General features: G+C 61.3%; 18 protein-coding genes. 8 read left to right on the forward strand and 10 right to left on the reverse strand.

Translation table 11 applies throughout. From position 1 onward, the window contains the following. Positions 1 to 68 precede the first annotated feature (68 nt). Together G3N58_RS01740 and G3N58_RS01745 are read left to right on the forward strand one after the other, a co-directional pair. A complete protein-coding gene (locus G3N58_RS01740; RefSeq protein ID WP_167037189.1) occupies positions 69 to 524 on the forward strand; it encodes a MaoC/PaaZ C-terminal domain-containing protein in 456 nt (151 codons plus the stop codon). A gap of 90 nt (positions 525 to 614) precedes the next feature. Then, entirely contained in the window at positions 615 to 1,673 is a 1,059-nt protein-coding gene (locus G3N58_RS01745) for a LacI family DNA-binding transcriptional regulator (protein ID WP_240158669.1), read from the forward strand. A 4-nt stretch (positions 1,674 to 1,677) separates the two neighbouring features. Here G3N58_RS01745 and G3N58_RS01750 read toward each other — a convergent pair whose 3' ends face one another. After that, positions 1,678 to 2,634 (reverse strand): aldo/keto reductase, encoded by a 957-nt coding sequence (locus tag G3N58_RS01750; protein ID WP_346778229.1) that lies wholly within the window; start codon positions 2,632 to 2,634, stop codon positions 1,678 to 1,680. A 163-nt stretch (positions 2,635 to 2,797) separates the two neighbouring features. Between G3N58_RS01750 and G3N58_RS01755 the strand changes: the two genes are divergently transcribed. Together G3N58_RS01755 and G3N58_RS01760 are read left to right on the forward strand one after the other, a co-directional pair. Continuing rightward, positions 2,798 to 4,072: an MFS transporter gene (locus tag G3N58_RS01755; protein WP_167037198.1), complete on the forward strand. Its 1,275-nt coding sequence runs from the start codon at positions 2,798 to 2,800 to the stop codon at positions 4,070 to 4,072. A gap of 74 nt (positions 4,073 to 4,146) precedes the next feature. Continuing rightward, positions 4,147 to 5,067, forward strand: a complete 921-nt coding sequence (locus G3N58_RS01760; RefSeq protein ID WP_205998343.1) for a DMT family transporter — start codon at positions 4,147 to 4,149, stop codon at positions 5,065 to 5,067. A gap of 68 nt (positions 5,068 to 5,135) precedes the next feature. On the opposite strand, the gene G3N58_RS01765 is transcribed toward G3N58_RS01760, so the two are convergent. From G3N58_RS01765 to G3N58_RS01800, 8 genes are all read right to left on the reverse strand, one after another. After that, complete coding sequence (locus G3N58_RS01765; protein ID WP_205998344.1) at positions 5,136 to 5,951, reverse strand: IclR family transcriptional regulator; 816 nt, start codon at positions 5,949 to 5,951, stop codon at positions 5,136 to 5,138. A gap of 167 nt (positions 5,952 to 6,118) precedes the next feature. Beyond that, on the reverse strand, positions 6,119 to 6,859 hold the full coding sequence (locus G3N58_RS01770) for a hypothetical protein (protein WP_205988127.1): 741 nt from the start codon (positions 6,857 to 6,859) through the stop codon (positions 6,119 to 6,121). A gap of 38 nt (positions 6,860 to 6,897) precedes the next feature. Then, positions 6,898 to 7,692: an enoyl-CoA hydratase-related protein gene (locus G3N58_RS01775; protein ID WP_205988126.1), complete on the reverse strand. Its 795-nt coding sequence runs from the start codon at positions 7,690 to 7,692 to the stop codon at positions 6,898 to 6,900. A gap of 51 nt (positions 7,693 to 7,743) precedes the next feature. Beyond that, complete coding sequence (locus G3N58_RS01780; RefSeq protein ID WP_205192501.1) at positions 7,744 to 8,595, reverse strand: ABC transporter ATP-binding protein; 852 nt, start codon at positions 8,593 to 8,595, stop codon at positions 7,744 to 7,746. Beyond that, entirely contained in the window at positions 8,595 to 9,116 is a 522-nt protein-coding gene (locus G3N58_RS01785; protein ID WP_240158674.1) for a MaoC/PaaZ C-terminal domain-containing protein, read from the reverse strand. The genes G3N58_RS01780 and G3N58_RS01785 overlap by 1 nt, the downstream gene beginning before the upstream one ends. A 13-nt stretch (positions 9,117 to 9,129) precedes the next feature. Then, positions 9,130 to 10,137, reverse strand: a complete 1,008-nt coding sequence (locus G3N58_RS01790; protein ID WP_167037214.1) for an ABC transporter substrate-binding protein — start codon at positions 10,135 to 10,137, stop codon at positions 9,130 to 9,132. Between the two features lie 95 nt (positions 10,138 to 10,232). Continuing rightward, on the reverse strand, positions 10,233 to 11,099 hold the full coding sequence (locus tag G3N58_RS01795; RefSeq protein WP_205988125.1) for an ABC transporter permease: 867 nt from the start codon (positions 11,097 to 11,099) through the stop codon (positions 10,233 to 10,235). Positions 11,100 to 11,824: 725 nt separating this feature from the next. Further along, positions 11,825 to 12,604 carry a YkgJ family cysteine cluster protein gene (locus tag G3N58_RS01800; RefSeq protein ID WP_205998345.1) on the reverse strand — a complete coding sequence of 260 codons (780 nt, stop codon included), beginning with the start codon at positions 12,602 to 12,604 and terminating at the stop codon, positions 11,825 to 11,827. Between the two features lie 537 nt (positions 12,605 to 13,141). On the opposite strand from G3N58_RS01800, the gene G3N58_RS01805 reads away from it, so the two are divergent. From G3N58_RS01805 to G3N58_RS01825, 4 genes are all read left to right on the forward strand, one after another. Further along, positions 13,142 to 13,666 (forward strand): DUF2778 domain-containing protein, encoded by a 525-nt coding sequence (locus tag G3N58_RS01805; protein ID WP_205998346.1) that lies wholly within the window; start codon positions 13,142 to 13,144, stop codon positions 13,664 to 13,666. Next, positions 13,647 to 13,907: a hypothetical protein gene (locus G3N58_RS01810; RefSeq protein ID WP_205998347.1), complete on the forward strand. Its 261-nt coding sequence runs from the start codon at positions 13,647 to 13,649 to the stop codon at positions 13,905 to 13,907. The genes G3N58_RS01805 and G3N58_RS01810 overlap by 20 nt, the downstream gene beginning before the upstream one ends. Before the next feature lie 91 nt (positions 13,908 to 13,998). Next, positions 13,999 to 14,259: a hypothetical protein gene (locus G3N58_RS01815; protein WP_205998348.1), complete on the forward strand. Its 261-nt coding sequence runs from the start codon at positions 13,999 to 14,001 to the stop codon at positions 14,257 to 14,259. 243 nt (positions 14,260 to 14,502) lie between these two features. Beyond that, positions 14,503 to 14,811, forward strand: coding sequence for a hypothetical protein (locus G3N58_RS01825; protein WP_241016957.1), 309 nt, complete (start codon positions 14,503 to 14,505; stop codon positions 14,809 to 14,811). Here G3N58_RS01825 and G3N58_RS01830 read toward each other — a convergent pair. After that, the gene (locus G3N58_RS01830; protein WP_205998349.1) at positions 14,801 to 16,807 is read right to left on the reverse strand and encodes a gamma-glutamyltransferase family protein; all 2,007 of its coding nucleotides are present in this window, start codon (positions 16,805 to 16,807) and stop codon (positions 14,801 to 14,803) included. The genes G3N58_RS01825 and G3N58_RS01830 overlap by 11 nt on opposite strands. Positions 16,808 to 17,136 lie beyond the last annotated feature (329 nt).

Genomic DNA, 17,136 nt, shown 5'->3' on the forward strand with positions numbered 1-17,136 from the left:
CGGCAACCCGACCGGGTGCCGCCGGCGCGCGGCACCGCCGCCCCCAGCCACGTCACAGGAGAGATCAGATGGCAATCAAAGGTGTAGAAATTGGCGACGAATACCGTTTCGCGAAGACCGTCGGCGAGACCGACGTCACATTGTTCGCGGGCCTGACGGGCGATTTCAGCGATACCCACATCAACGAGCAGTACATGCAGGAGAAATCCGCCATCGGCCGGCGCATCGCGCACGGCGCCCTGCTGGTGGGCTATATGTCGACCGCGTCCACGATCAGCATCGCGCACATCATCCACCGCACCGATCTCGACGAATTCCCCGTGTCGGCCGGCTACGACCGCATCCGCTTCATCAAGCCGGTGCTGCTCGGCGACACCGTGACCGTCATCTACCGCGTCGCGGAAATCGACGAAGTGAAGCGCCGCAGCACCGCGGACATGGAAGTCGTCAACCAGCACGGCGAGGTCGTCGCGGCGGGCCGCCACCTGATGAAGTGGGCCAGCAAGCTGTCCAACAAGAGCTAGCCCGGGGGCGCGCTGCCGCACCGCTATAATTCGGACAGACAGCGCAAACGGACCGGGAACCGGCCACGCATGGTGAAGACGAAAACGACAATGGAAGATACGGCCACCGCCCGCAAGACCCGCGTGACGAGTGTCACCCTGCGTGACGTAGCGAAATTCGCCGGCGTGTCCTCGGCTACCGTCTCGCGGATGATGAACGCGCCGGAGCTCGTCTCGGACGAACTCCGGGCCCGCATCACCGCCGCGATCAATCACTTGGGGTGGGTGCCCCACGCCGCCGCGCGCGCGCTCGCCACCCAGCGCACGGCGACGATCGGCGCGGTGTTCCCGACCGTCTCCAACGAGCACTTCGCCACCGCGATCCAGGAGTTGCAGGAAGCGCTGGAATCCGCGGGCTATACGCTGCTGCTCGGCTGCTCCCAGTACGATGTCAAGCGCGAACTCAACCAGGTTCGCAACATGCTCGAGCGCGGCGTCGATGCGGTCGTGCTGGTCGGCGAATCGCATCACCCCGATCTCTACTCGCTGCTTGCGCAGCGCAAGGTCCCGTTCGTCAATACGTTTACCTTTCACAGGAACAGCGAGCACCTGTGCGTCGGCGTGGACAATCACCGGGCGTTTTTCGAATTCACCACGTATCTGCTCGGCCTCGGCCATCGGCGCTTCGCGATGCTGTCCCAAACGGCGGATTCGAACGATCGTGCGCTCGCGCGCCGGGAAGGCGTGCGCGATGCGCTCGCGGAACACGGCCTCGGCATTTCGGCGGCGCATATGGTCGAAGGATTCTGGGGCGTGCGCGTCGGCCGCGAACTGTTCTCGCGCGTGATGAGCACGCCGCAGCCGCCGACCGCCGTCATCTGCGGAAACGGCTCGTTCGCGATCGGCGCAATGCTCGAAGCAATGCAGGCCGGCTACGAGATACCGAAGCAACTGAGCCTCGCGGGCTTCGACGACTTCGAGGTCATGTCCGAGCTCCCCATTCCGATCACCACCGTGAGCGTGCCCAGCGCGCAGATCGGCCGCAGCGCCGCGCAGATGATCCTCGCGGAGCTGTCGGGCGGCGAACGCGCGCAGAGCATCGAATGCGAGGCGGAGATCATCATCCGCACCTCGTCGGGGCCGCCGCCGCGCAGCCGAAGCCCGAAGTAAGGCTTCAGGGAACGGGCCGGCCGCGGGCGGCCTCGAGAATCGCGTACCAGTCCTGCCGGTCCAGTGCGATCCGCAGCCCGTCGACGGCGGCCTGCACCGAGTCGAGCCGGCGGCTGCCGACGATCACGTACGGCGCGCCGGGCACGCGGAAAATCCACGCGTAGGCGATCGCCAGCCAGCTCGCGGCGCCATATTTCTGCTGCAAGCCGGCCATGACGCCGCGCACGCGCCGGGCCGCCTCGTCCGTCGCCGAGAACAGGCGTCCACCGCCGAGCGGCGACCAGATCATCGGCGACACCTTCGCCTGCGCGAGGACGGCGAGCATATCGCTATCCAGCGCACCGGTGGCGAACGGGGAGAATTCGATCTGGTTGGTGGCGAGCGCCGTCCTCGCGTGCAGCAGCTCGAATTGCCGCACCGAAAAATTCGACACGCCGAATGCGCGAATCTTCCCCTGCTCGACGAGCGACTGGGCGGCGAGCGCGATGTCATCCATGTTCATCAACGAATCGGGCCGATGGATCAGGAACAGGTCCAGATGGTCGGTCCCGAGCCGCCGCAACGATTGTTCGACGGCTTCGCGCAGATAGGCGGGGCTGGAATCGTAGTACTTGAGCGGGCCTTCGCCGGCCGGCGATGCGGCCGATGACGCGCCCAGCCGGATTCCCGCCTTGCTGACGATCTGCATCCGGCCGCGCAGCGACGGGTCCAGCGCCAAGGCCTCCCCAAAAAGGGACTCGACCGCCCCGCGGCCGTAGATGTCCGCATGATCGAAAGCCGTGACGCCGAGCTCGATGCAGCGGTGCATGAAATCGACGAGTTCGCCGGCGGACATGCGCCAATCGCAAACACGCCACATCCCCGCCACCACGCGTGGCATGCCGAGTTTCGCGAGTGCGTCAGTCGATTCGCCGGACAACCGGTCTTCACTGGATTTTTCCATTTCTGTAAACGGTCTCATAAATCGGATTCAGAGTATCGGTGCGCCTTATTGTCACGTATATACCCCATGAATTCCAATGCTTTAGGTGTATTCCCTGGATTCGTTGAATCGTCGTTGCCTCCTTCAATGAGACCGGTTACATTACCGACTCGATCATAGAATCCGGTTGGGTGGAGACAACATGCAATCTGAAGTTACCTTGCCCCGAAAGACCTCCAAGCGCTGGTACCGTGAAATCACGGCGTCCCAGTGGCGTGTGCTGATTGCCGCATGGGGCGTCTGGGTCAACGATGCGCTGGACTTTCTCGCCATCACCTTCGTGCTGCGCGACATCGCGCGCACCTTTGGCGTCTCTCTCGACACCGCCTCGCTGCTGCTTCTGGCAACGTACGGCGTGCGCTGGATCGGCGGCCTGCTCTTCGGCGGCCTGAGCGACCGGATCGGACGCAAAATCCCGCTTCTCATCACGCTGACATGGTTCACGGCCGGGGCCATCGCCACCGGCCTCTCGTGGAACTTCACCTCGCTGGTGGTGTTCCGGCTGCTGCTCGGCTTCGGCATGGCGCCCGGCTTCTCGCTGGGCGCAGCGATGGTCGCGGAATCGTGGCCGGAGCGCTACCGGGCAATCGGCATCGGCATTCTCGATACGGGCTGGGGTGTGGGCGCGATCGGCGCCGCGCTCGCCTACGAGTTCATCTACCCGGCCTTCGGCTGGCGCGGCATGTTCTTCGTCGGCTTGCCGCCGGCGCTGCTGCTCGCGCTCTTCATCATCTTTTTCGTCCCCGAATCCGCGGCGTGGAAGGAAGGCCGGACCAAGTCCAGCACGCAGGGCCAGAAGAATCCTGTTGCCCAGCTCTTCAAACGCTATCCGGGCCGCGTCGCCTATCTCGCGCTGCTGATGTTCGTGCTGTGCTTCGGGTCGTGGCCGTTCCAGGCGCTGCTGCCCACGTATCTGCGTTCGCTGGATTTCCCCGCCGGCTTCGTCAGTTCGGTGGCCATGGCCTCCGCCGTCGGTCAGATCTTCGGCTTCGTGGCATCGGGCTTCATCGCCGAACGAGTCGGCCGGCGCCTCGCGATTGCGCTGATGATCGGCCTCGGTTCGCTATGCGTGGCCGGCGTGGTCATGACCGCCTCCAACACGCTGCTTGCGCTGGCGTGCGCCTTCCTCAGCGGATTCTTCCTCATCGGCTCGTCGGGCATCTGGGGCACGATCCTGACGGAAAACCTGCCGCGCGACGTCCGTGCCTCGGGGGTGGGCTTTCTCTACAACTTCGGCGTGATCGGCGGCGGTCTCGCACCGTTCATCGTTCTCTCGACCATGCATCGCCTGTCCCTGTCCATGGCTAACGGCATCATCGCCTTCACCATCGGCGCCGCAATTCTGGGCATGATCCTGCTGCGTTTCGCACGAGAAACGAAGGGTATCGATCTCGCGCAAATCGATATGGAAAGCTGACGAGCGTCTGGCCGACATAAGTCCCGGCCGATCCGACAGGTATCGCCACACGACAGCACACCGGGGGGAACCCAATGGCAACCTTGGAGAGCAAGGCAGGAATCCGGATCAACACCGACAGCACCGGTGCCGGCATCGTTCTCATGATTGTCACGACGGCGGTATTCGCGGCCAGCGATACGACCGTGAAAGTCATCGGCTCCACGGTTCCCCTTCTGGCGCTGCTCTGCGTGCGCTATCTGTTTCAGGTGATCGCGTTAGGCATCTGGCAGGTGCGGCGCGATCTCCCGGGACTCTTCCGCACCGGAAGCCTGCCCCTGCAGATGGCGCGCTCGTTGCTGCTGCTCAGCAATACCGCCTGCACATTCGCGGGCCTGAGGCATCTGCCGCTGCCCGTCACCACCTCACTCGCCATGCTCGCACCGCTGATCTCCACGCTGCTGGCGGCGCTCGTCCTGAAAGACGACGTGCCGCTGCGCAAATGGGCGATGGTCGCGCTCGGCTTCATCGGCATGTTGCTGGTCGTGCGGCCGGGGAGCAGCCAGTTCACGTGGACCGTCCTGTTCCCGATCGGCGCGGCCACGAGCTTCGCCTGCTATCAGGTCGTATCGAGCCATCTGTCGCGCATCGACGATCTCAACACGACGAACTTCCTGACCGCGCTCGGCGCGACCGTGGTACTCGGCGTGTTCCTGTGGCTGGGCCGGCATGACATGCTCCCGGCGCTGGCTCGCGTGCAGCCGAAGAGCTGGCTGCTGGTCGCGCTCATGTCGAGCGTGGCGACGGCGGGTCATCTGCTCATGTTGCAGGCGCTCAAGCGCGCGCCGCTCTCGCTGCTGACGCCCTTCGCTTACGGGCAGCTGGCATTCGCGGCGGTTTTTAGCTGGCTGATATTCGGTCAGACACCGGACCTGTGGACGGCCATCGGCATGTGCGTGATCGCGGCGAGCGGCATGGGCACCGTGCTCATGCGCAAACAGAGCGCCGCGCGATGACTGCCGATCTGTTCGATGCTTCGTTTAATGCGTCGCTTAATGCTTCGTTTGACGGCAGGTTCGAGAGCCTATGCGGCAACCATCCGGCTGGTCGAGGCGACCTGACTGGAACGAATCCGCAACGGCCAGAAGGAAGCGAGTTCGGTAGCGGTTTGCAGCACCAGCGGCGCCATTTCGCCGACCCGCTCCTCCGTCATGCGCGCACTCGGCCCTGCGATGCTGACGACGCCGAGCGCCGCGCCACCGCCAGCGGGACGAATCGCCGCCGCGATCGCGCTGACCCCGGGCTCCCCTTCGTTGACCGCGAGGCCATAACCGCGGCGCTTGGTGGCCTCCAGTTCCTTCAACAAGGCATCCAGCGAGCGGATAACGTTCGGACCATATTTTTCGGCTTCCCCGAAGCCGACACGCAGCACGTTTTCCACGGCCTGCTCGAGAGGCAATGTGGCGAGCCACACCTTGCCGGTGGCCGTCGCATGCAATGGCACCGTGTTGCTGCCGAGGGTCGGCTGATAGAGAAGCCCGCCCGTTGCGCCTTGCGCGTGCGCGACCCAGGTCAACGAAGCGCCGTCGACCACGGCCAGCCGGACGAACTCGCGCGACTGGCCGGCGAGGCGATCCACCAGCGGCTGGCAAATATCGGGGATACCTGTCGCGACGAAAAACTGCTGCCCGAGGATCGCGAGGCGCATTGTCAGCCGATAGAAGCCGGTCTCCGCATCCTGCTCGGCCCATCCCAGGTCGACCAGCGTCGCGAGCAATCGATGCGCGCCGCTTTTGGCCAACTGCAACCGCGCTGCGATTTCGCCGAGCGGCATCGCAACGGCACCATCGGCGAGCAGTTCAATGATGTCCAGGCAGCGCTCTGCGGGTATGTGAGACATATGAGTACCGGTCAAAAAGATGAATGACGCGCGGCGTGCTGACTGATGTCGATGAAGCCGACGCCTCCAACGACGGGGCCATCGGAACGGCCGATATTAACATTGCCTCGCGCACGGCCCCCGGCGAACGGGAGCCTGCGAAGCCCTGTCGAATACGGCCGACGGGTTCAGCGTTCCGCCGCCGGCGAAGGTAGTCGGCAAATCTCCAGCGAATAAACCGCGCCATCCGGGCGCACCGTTGCGCCCAGGTCTGCGAGCTTGCGTACGTCGACGAGATCGCGGGCGCTTGCAGCGGCCTGCGGCGTGGTCGTCTCGATCAGCACGACCCACGCCGGCACGTCGAATTCACGCGTGTCGGACTCGGCCGTGTTCAGGTAGCTGCCCGGCTGGTCGGCCATATACAGATGACAGGCGACCACGCCGGTCAGCGTGGCGATGCGCGGAAACACGTCCGCGCAGAAGTACTCTTTCATTGCATCCGCTTGGGCCGCGGCGACGTCCACGCGCAGCGCAAGGGCATAGCCGCCGCTGCTCGAACCGAGCGAATGCACGATCCGGCACACGGCTCGCGACGTGTTGCGGAAATAGCGCAGCGTATCGACCGTGGCCGGCGTCGGATTGTTGAGCCGCTCCAGATAGGTCGGCGAGACGACCACATCGAGGTCCGCCGCTTCGTACAAGGTCAGCCATTCGGGCGAATGGCCGGGGCAAATGTAGCGCCGTCCGCGACGAAATCCCGGAATGGAGAGACGCTCCGGAATATGCTCCCGGTCATGCCACGCATAGAACGGGTCGAGTCCCGACGGGTCGACGTCGTTCCAGATAAAAACAGCGCCGTCGCCGAGCATTGCGCCGCTCGTGGTTTGAACGTCCCCAAGGGGCAAGGCTGCATGCTTCAGTTCGCTCATGATGTCAACCTGGTTCAGTGATTGTTTCAGTGGCCGCTTCAGTGCCCAATAAAGGACGGCGAACGCTTCGCAAAAAATGCCGCGACGCCCTCATGCAAATCGTTGCTGTCGAATATCTTCTGCTGGGCTACGGTCGACATCGACAGGCCCGCATCCAGCGGCAAATCCTGCGCGGCATCGGCCAGTTCCTTGCCGAGCCGGTTCGATACCGGGCCTCGGGCGACGATAGTCCGCGCCATGTCGTAGGCGAGGTCCAGCGCCGAACCGTCGCGCGCAACGCGGTTCACGACGCCCCAGGCCTGCGCCTGGTCGCAGTCGATGGTCTCGCCGGTGAACAGCATTTCTTTCGCGCGCGCCGGACCGATCAGGCGTGTCAGCCTCACCGACCCGCTGCCGGCCAGGCCGCCCAGTCGCGACTCGGTCAGCCCCATGGCGATCCCATGCCGCGCCACGCGCAGATCGCAGGCGAGAGCAAGCTCGAGCCCGCCGCCGAGCGCCGCGCCGTCGAGCGCCGCGATGGTCGGCATGGGCAGGCGTGCCAGCCGCCGCAGCACCATGTCCTCGAAAAGGATTTTGAATTCGCTGGCGTTCTCGCGAAGATGCGCGAATTCCTTGATGTCGCTGCCCGCGCAAAAAGCGCGTGCCTGACCGCCGTGCACGATCAGGCAGTGAACGTCGTCACGAACCGCGATTTCCGATAACGCGTGGTTCAGCGCACGCAACAGTTCGTGGGTGACCAGGTTGAGCGGTCCGTGGTGAATCCCGAGCGCGGCGATCGCTCCATCCACGTCGAGGGTGACCAAGCGACTCGCGTTTTCCGTTGCAGTGTTCATCTTGCTTCGCTCATGTTGTCCGGCTCATGTTGCCCATTGCAGCGCACAGGTTCAGGAAGCGTGCGTGCCGGCCTTCGGAACCCCAATGCCGTGCAGCACGCCCATGCGTTCGAAGTGCCCATAGATGCGGTCCACGTAGGCGGCGAATTCCGGCGCATCGCCAAGCACGATCGGTCGCGGACGCGGCAGATCCACCACGATCTCGTCCACCACTTCGCCCGGGCTCGGACTCATGACGAAGATGCGGTCCGACAGGCCGACCGCCTCTTCCACGCTATGCGTGATGAAAAGAACGGTAGGCCGGCGGCGCAGCCACAGCGCTTCCAGATCCATCCGCACCTGGAGTCTCGTCAATGCATCGAGTGCGCCGAACGGTTCATCCATGAAGATCACGGACGGGTCGTGAACCAGGGTTCTGACCAGCGAGACACGCTGACGCATGCCGCCCGACAACTGGCGCGGATACTTCTGCATCGCATGCGTCAGGCGCAACTGCTCGAAAAGCTCCTTCGCGCGCGCCTCGATCTTTTTCTTCGGCAGTCCGCGTATATCGGCCTGCAACATCACGTTCTCGAGGGCGGTGCGGAATTCGAGCAGCAGGTGATCCTGAAACGCAATGCCGACGTCGGTGATCGGTTTGGTCACGGCTTTCCCGTTGACCAGAATCTCTCCCCGGCTTTGCTTGAGCAGCCCCGCGACCATCAACATCAAGGTACTTTTTCCGCAACCCGACGGCCCCACGATCGAGATGAACTCTCCCGGGTTGACGTCGATGTTGACTTCTTTCAACGCATGAAACGGCTTGTCGCTTTCTTCGCCAAATGTTTTCGCTACTTGCCGAATGCTAATAGGCACGCCCGATTGGGCATCCGCCTCCTGCCTGTCCGCGACTTGCCTGTTCATCACGTTTGCTCCTGACTGGCCGAGGGCGACGCCGTACTGGCCGCAACGGCGGAGAGGGGGACCCTGGACACCAGCAAGGCCTTTTTGCCCTTCTGGACCACGCGGCCGTCCTGATCCACGATCTCGACGTCGAAGGTCGCGATCGCTTGCGTGGGCCGCGACTTGCTCTCGCGAAGTTCGCAGATCTGATAGTTCACGAAGATGGTGTCGCCGACGAAGATGGGATTGAGGAACTTCCATTCGCTAATGCCGAGGAAGGCAATCGCCGTTTCGCGCAGCTCGCCCGTGCGTGCCCACATCAAACCGTGCGCATAGGCGAGTCCGAGCATGCCGTGAGCGACACGGCGGCCGAACTGGCTGTTCTTTGCGTACACGTCGCTGGTGTGAAGCTCGGAGAAGTCGCCGGTGAGACCCGCGAATCCCACGAGGTCCGCATCCGTGATCGTTCGTCCGGGGCTGCGGAAATTCATGCCGACGTAGAGATCGGTGTAACGCAGTCCAATGTTCCGTTGTTCAGTCATAGTAGCCTCTGGTTTATTTGCAGGGACGCAGCGCCGAATCCGGCGGCAGGTAATCGTTCGTGTAATAGCTCTTCGGGTCGCGTCCCTGCGGCAACAGCCCCACCTGAGACAACTGATCCTGTGTCTTCACCCACAGCGCGTCTTCCGCCTTGCCCACGTACTTCGCGCCGCCGCTGCAGAACAGCGGAGCGACGGCGGCCATCTCGGCGGTTGCCGTCTTCTCGCTCATGTTGGGAAATACCTTCTTCAACGACTTGACTGCCTTCGCCGGATCGTTGAGCGCGGTGCTCCAGCCCTTCAGGCTGGCCGCAATGAACTTCTTGACGACGTCCGGGTTTTCTTTCAGATACGTGTTATTGGCGAATATCGACGTGCTCACGGTCGGAACGCCGTAGTCGGCAAAGCGGAAGTTGTTCAATTGCGCACCCTGCGCTTCCAGTTGAATCTGGTATGAGTCGACCGAGCCCAGAATGGCGTCGACCTGGCCCTGCAGCAGAGTCGGCACCAGCGACGTAAGCGGCATGTTGACGAGATTGACATCGGATTCCTTGAGTCCGTTGGCTTTCAGGAACAACGGGAGCATCGTCGTCTGCGACGAGCCGGACGGCACGCCGACCCGTTTGCCGACCAGATCCTTGATCGATTTGATGCCCGACTTTTTCAGTGCTGACACTTCATTCGGATTGGACTGATAGAGCGTGGCGACCACTTTCATCGGCGCCCCCTTGGCAATGAGCTGGCTGACGGCGACCGCGTCGGCATAGGCGATCTGCGCCCGATTGGCGGCGACCAGTTGAGCCGTGGTGGCCGAGCCGTTGCCCTCCACCAGCGTGACGTCGAGGCCGGCGTCCTTGTAATAGCCTTCCGTCAGCGCGACCGCGAAGCCGGCGTTCGGACCGCCCGCCACCCAGTTCAACTGAAAAGTAACGGGCGTAGCTGCGGCTGCGGTGCCAGTGCTACCCATGACCAGGGCCGAGGTTACGGCTCCGGCGGCGACCAGATTGCGAATAAATCGGTTCATCGTTGTGTCTCCTTATTTTTGGATCGAACTCGGACCGTGTCCGGTTGTTGAGTCGTACTGGCTTGTGCGCCTGCTTGTGTGCCGGCTTCTGCGCTTTATTGCTTGCTGCGTTGCCACGGCGTCATGGCCCACTCCGCAAACTCGACGATGTAGTTGATGGCAATACCGATCACTGTCAGCACGGCGATGACCGCGAACGTCAAACCGATGTCCATCGTGCTGGTACCGCGCAGCAGCACGTAACCCAGGCCCTTGTTCGCGCCGACGAACTCGGCGACGATGGCGGCCGTGGCGGCGATGGTCGCCGAGGTCTTGATGCCAGAGAAGATGACCGGCAGTGCGGCGGGAAGACGCAGATAGCGGAAGGTTTGCCACGAGCTGGCGCCCATCGACTTCGTCAGATACAGCAGACGGTTATCGAGAATCTGAAAACCGCTCATGCTCGCCAGCAGCAACGGGAAGAAAGTCATCAGCACGGTCAGCAGAATCTTCGATTCGATACCGAAACCGAGCCATACGAGGAACAACGGAGCAACGGCGATTTTCGGCACGAGTTGCAGGAACATCAGCGGCGGATAAACCACCTGCTTCGCGATCGGAGACAAGGCGATGACCAGCCCGAGCGGAATGGCGGTCAGAATCGTCAGTCCAAAACCCCACACGATTTCGGCAACCGTGACGAGGGAGTTGTCCCACAGCTGAGGCACTTCCTCGATCAGACGCGAGAACACCAGACCCGGCCCGGGCAAAACATAGGACGGAATATCGAAGAGCCGCACCACTGCGGCCCAGAACGCGACGATGGCGACAAACGTCAGCGGCGGCAGCAAATTCCAGCAGATGCGCTTCAGCTTGCGCATCCCTCGCGACGGCCCGGCAGTCGAATTGCCGGCGCGGGCGGATGGGTCTTCGCTGGTGCTGCTTACGCCATCGACCTGGCGCGACGATACCTTGAGTGACATGCCGTCTCCTCTCTGATGGATAGAGTGCGATGCAGGTTTAGCCGATCCCTAACCAGAGCAGCGCGACAGTTGGGATTCATGCCTGAAACGTTGCGGTGTTGCGGTGCCGTGTCAGCCCATGAACAAAGATGCTATGACGTTCTTTGATTGAACTCTATTCCATCTTGAGAAAAACACCTCTAGGGAATTCCACCTAAGGGAAGCCGCCGACTGTCCTGGCGGGGTGTTCAGGCGAATGTCCAGGCAGAGGTGCAGGCGGATAGACAGGCCGGTTGGGGTCTGATTTCAGGCAATTGGGGCGGGATCGTGATGGGGCGCGAGCGCGCTTTGGCTTTGGCGGGATATTGAGGACGGCCTCGCCCGCTATTGGATTTGTACGTAGCAGATAACGGAAATCTTCTAAAGCCGCATGCCGGATTTGGCGACATCGAACACAGGGGTTGCATTCGAACCCCGCACACACAGGCAATCGCAAGCTTGAATGCCAGGAGCATCGAATTTGCACCGAGCTCTTTCACGATGCCCAATGGGATAACCGATAAGGCGTAACTGATCAATACGATCGCCAATGAATTCCGTCCAACCCTCACGCGCACTGAAGACTAGGCTGCACACAAAATTGCGACCACACGCGCAACCTGGTGCCCTGTTTTTTTAAAGTGTGGAATAAATAAGAACGACCGCCGATGGTGCCGCGTCATCACGCAGAAAGTCCCGCATCACCATCAGTCAGCTGCATGAAACGCGAAATAGCGGAATCCGCTCGTGGCGCCGTCTTCCGATGGTGTGATCTTCGCGCCGATTTCATCGAGAACCTGACGCGTCGAAGAGCGGTTGCTCACGAACGACCATTGCATCGGGTCGACAGATTCGCTGCCGGTCGATTCGCGCGCAGCGGACAGTGCACGGAGCATCGAGTCGCGATCGGGTGAATGGATGGCGAAACCTTCATTCGCCAACGCCGCCGTCGAGATGCCGAGAGCGGCGCATGCTCTCGCTTTCGTGTCCACGTCCTGCGCGTCGACTCTTCTTGACTGTGCCGCAAGCTCCGCGATTTCCGCATCGACAATGACGCCGTGACGCGCGAGAACACGGTTGTCCTGACTCCATGCCTCGGGCGGACAGGCCTTGCTGCCGGGATCGAGCTCGATGAATGGATTGACTTCGGCGGGATAGATCCGGCAGACGCGTGGACGCTTCGTGTACGCACCGCATCGCATGTCCGTCTGCAGAAACGGACACGCCCCTTCGAACGAAGCCACCAGGTTGACGACAATCCGGACCGGAAGCTCGCCACTGGCTGTGGCAAACGATCGCTGCCGCTTATGACGGGCGAGCAGATTATCTTCGGGTGGCTCCTCCGGCCACGGAATCGCCTCGCAGAAGAACTCGACCTCGCCACCATCGCGAAGCCAGACGATCGCTTCATCGATACTCAGTGGCAATCGCAGGTCGTGGCAACACTTTCCGCACATCGTGCAGGCGAAATGAATGGTTTGGCTCATGGCAGGGACGTTGTCGAATTCGGGCTTGTGTGTGCCATGGTAACGTTAGTTCGTTTTTTTCGCGTTTTCTGGAAGACAGGGGTCTGCAGAGACGGCTTATGCAATGTGCGTAAACCGTCATGTTGTTTTGGATTGGGTAGCGAACAGATCGGCTCGGTGTCCAAATACGCAGTCACTTTCTGGTTTTGCGACCTGAGATGCGTGAAGCCATAAACGGCTCAACGACCGGACAAGCAACCTGACACGCAAAATAGTGCCTGGAATCAGGCGCACTGCAACGCCCGCCATCTCCCTGGCAGGTTTTTTTGCGACGGCGTTAATTCTCGTCAATTCACGTTTTTCTTTGCCCTGGACCACTTCCCGATCCTCCATTGTTGAGGCAGTGTAGCGAAGGCGTCGCTCCAGCAAGACTCACCTTTACCGAAATCGCTTCTCTCAACATTAGGATGTCTTAATTAAAATTATTGGGTCACGTGGCATTACCTTGATAGCAATATCGAATACACAGATTCGTGCAATGAGCGCGGATAAGGGAGTGTGAAAACGGCTTATACGGGAAAGTTTGTGGTAAACAATGAGCCTCTATCACCGCTCACTATTGTCGGCCTCGGCACATTTAAAGCGTATTCGGGCGACCATCAATATAAAAATCGCGGCGGATGTACGGCGGTACCTAACGACGGCCCCATACCAGCGGGCAAATACTGGATCGTTGATCGCCCTACGGGTGGCATGCGCTCACAGACTTACGCATGGGCGAAAGATACCTGGAATGCCGCATTGGGCAGTGCGGCCAATCACAATGACTGGTTCGCACTATATCGAGATGATGGCGTCATTGATGATGTAACCTGGGTTAATGGTGTCAAGCGCGGGCAATTCCGGCTGCACCCAGCAGGCAGGCAAGGTATTTCATTGGGCTGTATTACTCTCCCAAGTCATACCGATTTTATGTTTATCCGGCGCGCACTTCTGGGCACCACTACCGTCCCCGTCCGTCATTCGGGGCTTTACGCGTATGGAACGATTGAGGTAGTCGCACATGGCAACACTTGCCCGTAGGGTGTTCAAGATTGCATTGTTTTTTTGCCTATTCGTTCTTTCGGTTCGCTATGTCCGACCGTATCCCTATCCAATGACGGAAAGCCAGCTAGACGTCTGGTGGCGTGCTTCGGATTGGCTCGGCATCCGGGACCCCGAAGATCTTATTTTCGTGGTGTGGGTGACGACAGAACTGATCGTGGCAGTGCTTGCCTATGTGGCGATCATTAGGTTATGGCGGCACTATCGGGCAAAGCAGTAATCACAGCGCATGGTTCGCCCTGTATCTGCATCACTCTGCCCCGTCCGTAATTCGGGCCTTCATGCGTATGGAACGATCAAGGTAGTGACATATGGCAACACTTGTCCGTAGGTTGTTCAAGGTCGTATTGTTTGTCGGCTTGTTCTGTCTCGCCATGCCCTATGTCCACACGTACCCTTGGCCGATGCCTGAAAACCAGTCGGTGATATGGTGGGGTGCGTCGCACTGGCTTGGTGTCCGCGATCCCGAAGATTTGTATTTCGTGGTGTGGGTCACTATTGATCTGCTTGTAGCTGCGCTCGCGTATCTCGCGCTCATGAGGTTATGGCGGCACTATCGGGAAAAGCAGTAATCACAGCGCATGGTTCGCCCTGTATCGGAATAATGTGGCAATCGATGATGTGACATGGATCAATAGTGTCAAGCGCGGGCAGTTCCGGTTGCATCCGGCTGACGGTCAAGGTGTCTTACTTGGCTGTGTCACTCTGCACGCCATACCAATTTTCTGCGTGTCCAGCGCGCACTTCTGCATACCGTTACTATCCCGTCCGCAATGTTGGGTTTCATGCGTATGGAGCAATCGAGGTAATGACACATGGCAACACTTGCCCGTAGGATATTCAAGGTCGCACTGTTTTTCGGCCTGTTTTTTCTATCGATTCTTTATGTCGGCCCATACCACTACGAGTGGACGGAAAGCGAGGCACATGCATGGTGGCGTGCCTCGAATTGGCTTGGCATCCGCGATCCCGAGGATTTGTATTTCGTGGCGTGGGTAACGATTGAACTGATCGTAGCAATGCTTGCCTATGCGGCAATCATCAGGTTATGGCAACAATTTCCTCACATCCTGACCGCGCGGCGCACTACCCGCCGCCGCGCGGCCCCCATCATCAAGGCTTGAACGTATCGCCAAGCGCAACGCCTTCGCGGCGCGGATCAGTGCCGCCTTGCAGCACGGTGGACTGCCCGAGCGTGACACGCATCACCGTGTTGATGCCGCTTGCCTGCGCGGCCGTCGACACCTTATGTCCGAGCGCGGTCAAGCCAGCGATCAGCGGATCGTGCACACCGTTATCCGACAGATCGAGATCCGGGTGTTCGCCGCCGATCGTCGTAGTCGGACTGTTGCTCGCGCCGAAGTCCATCAGGCCGGACGACTGCTGCGCGTCGAGCCCCCAGTCGAGCGTACCGACGAGCGTCTTCACCACGTATTGCGGAATCGTGCCGCCGCCCGGCGAACCGGTCGCCATCACGAAGTCGCCCCTGGAGCCGTCCGGCGCGATCTTGAACACCAGCGTCGGCGCCATCGAACTGCGCGGACGCTTGCCCGGCTGCACGCGGTTCGCGATCAGATTGCCGGCACTGTCCGTCGGGGCCGCGGAGAAGTCGGTCAACTGGTTGTTCAGCAGGAAGCCGTGCGTCATGTGGAACGAACCCATGCTCGACTCGACCGTCGTCGTCGCGGTAAGCACGCTGCCGTCGCCGTCGACGATCGTGAACTGGTTCGTGCCGTGCTCGATCTGATTGGCCGCGACACCGACCGGCACCGCGCCGAGATCGCCCGGCTGTGCGGTGCCCATACTCTTCGACATGCTGATCAATGCCGAGCGGCTCTTCAGATAGGGCTTGTTGAGCAGCGTATCCCAGGTGCCGCCCGGTAGCGGGACGAAATCGGTATCGGCAACGTACTTGTCGCGGTCGGCATACGCGAGCCGCTCGGCTTCTGTGATCAGATGCACGGCGGCAACGGTCGGCTTGCCGCCTTCGAGATCGAGCGCGGTCGGCGGCATCGATTTCAGATCGAAGTTCTCGAGAATCCCGAGCGCCGACGCAACCGCGATCCCGCCCGACGACGGCGGCGGCATCCCGCAGACCCAGTAGGCGCGATACGTCGTGCAGACAGGTTCGCGGACTTTCGCCTGATATCCGGCGAGGTCGGAGAGCGTCGTCTTGCCGGGCGTCAGCGTCGAACCGTCGGCGCCCTTCGCGACCGCGATCTTCGCGACGATATCCTGCGCGATCGGACCGGTATAGAGCGCGTTCGCGCCTGATTGCGACATCTGCGTCAGTGCGTCCGCATACGCCGGGTTCTTCAGGATCGTGCCGAGCGCCTTCGGCGAGCCGTCCGCATTCATGAAATACGCGGTCGCTTCGGCATCACGCTTCAGGCTCGATGCATTCGACGCGATTGCCGCGGCAAGGCGCCCGCCGATCGGAAAACCGTTCGTGGCAAGCGAAATCGCGTCGTCGAACAGGCCTTTCCACGGCAGCTTGCCATGATCGCGTTGCAGCGCTTCGATCAGGCGCGGCACGCCGATTGTGCCGATCGAGCGACCGCTCGCGCGCGCGTTGGGCTGCGGCGTCGAGTGATCGCTCGTGTCGTCGACATATTGCAGATAGTTTTCCGTCGCGGCAGCGGGCGCCGTTTCGCGGCCGTCGTAGGCCTGCAGTGTCTTGTTGCGGCCGTCGTAGTACAGCAGCACGCCGCCGGAACCGAGGCCCGTCGCCTCGGGTACCGTGAGGCCGAGCACCGCCTGCACGGCGACGGCCGCATCGGCTGCCGTGCCGCCCCGTTTCAGCACGGCGCAACCGGCCGCGCTGGCGTAAGCGTTCGAGGTCACGACCATATAGGTTTTTGCGTAGCTCGGTTTGAGTCCTGTCCGGTATCCGGACGCGGCTTCGGGAAGCGACGGATCGCCGGGCTGGTTCGAGCCGACCACGACGGTCGAGCCGTTGTTGTCGACCGCGAGGCAGCTTGTGTCGGCGGTAGGCGGCGACGTCGGAGACGGAGAGGTCGATGGCTGGGACTTCAGGTTATCGGAATCGCCGTTGCAGGCGCTCATCAAGGCAGCGGCGAACAGCACGGAAGCGTAAGGCCGGATCGTGTTGATTTTCATTGTCGAGGTTCGGCGTTGTCGTTCAGGAGATCGGAATCGAGGTGGGGTCTGCCGCTGAATGGTTTCTTAAAATATTAAGAAAGGCAATTGGAATAAATACCACTTACGGGGGAATTACAGCAATCGCCTGCGGTGCCGGCCACAACCCGCCGATATCTCGTCGCCGTCCGCATCGCGGCCCTTGCCGATACCCAACGCGACCACACGCTCTGCCGGAAACAGAGGCCCGGCTACCCCGGCTTCGCGTTAACACGGACATTTCCACAAGGAATGGTTCTATTCCCGACGCTTGATGGCCGAGGGCGTTCTCCTGCTCCACACTATCCGAA

Source organism: Paraburkholderia sp. Ac-20342, assembly GCF_017104985.1.
GTDB lineage: Bacteria > Pseudomonadota > Gammaproteobacteria > Burkholderiales > Burkholderiaceae > Paraburkholderia.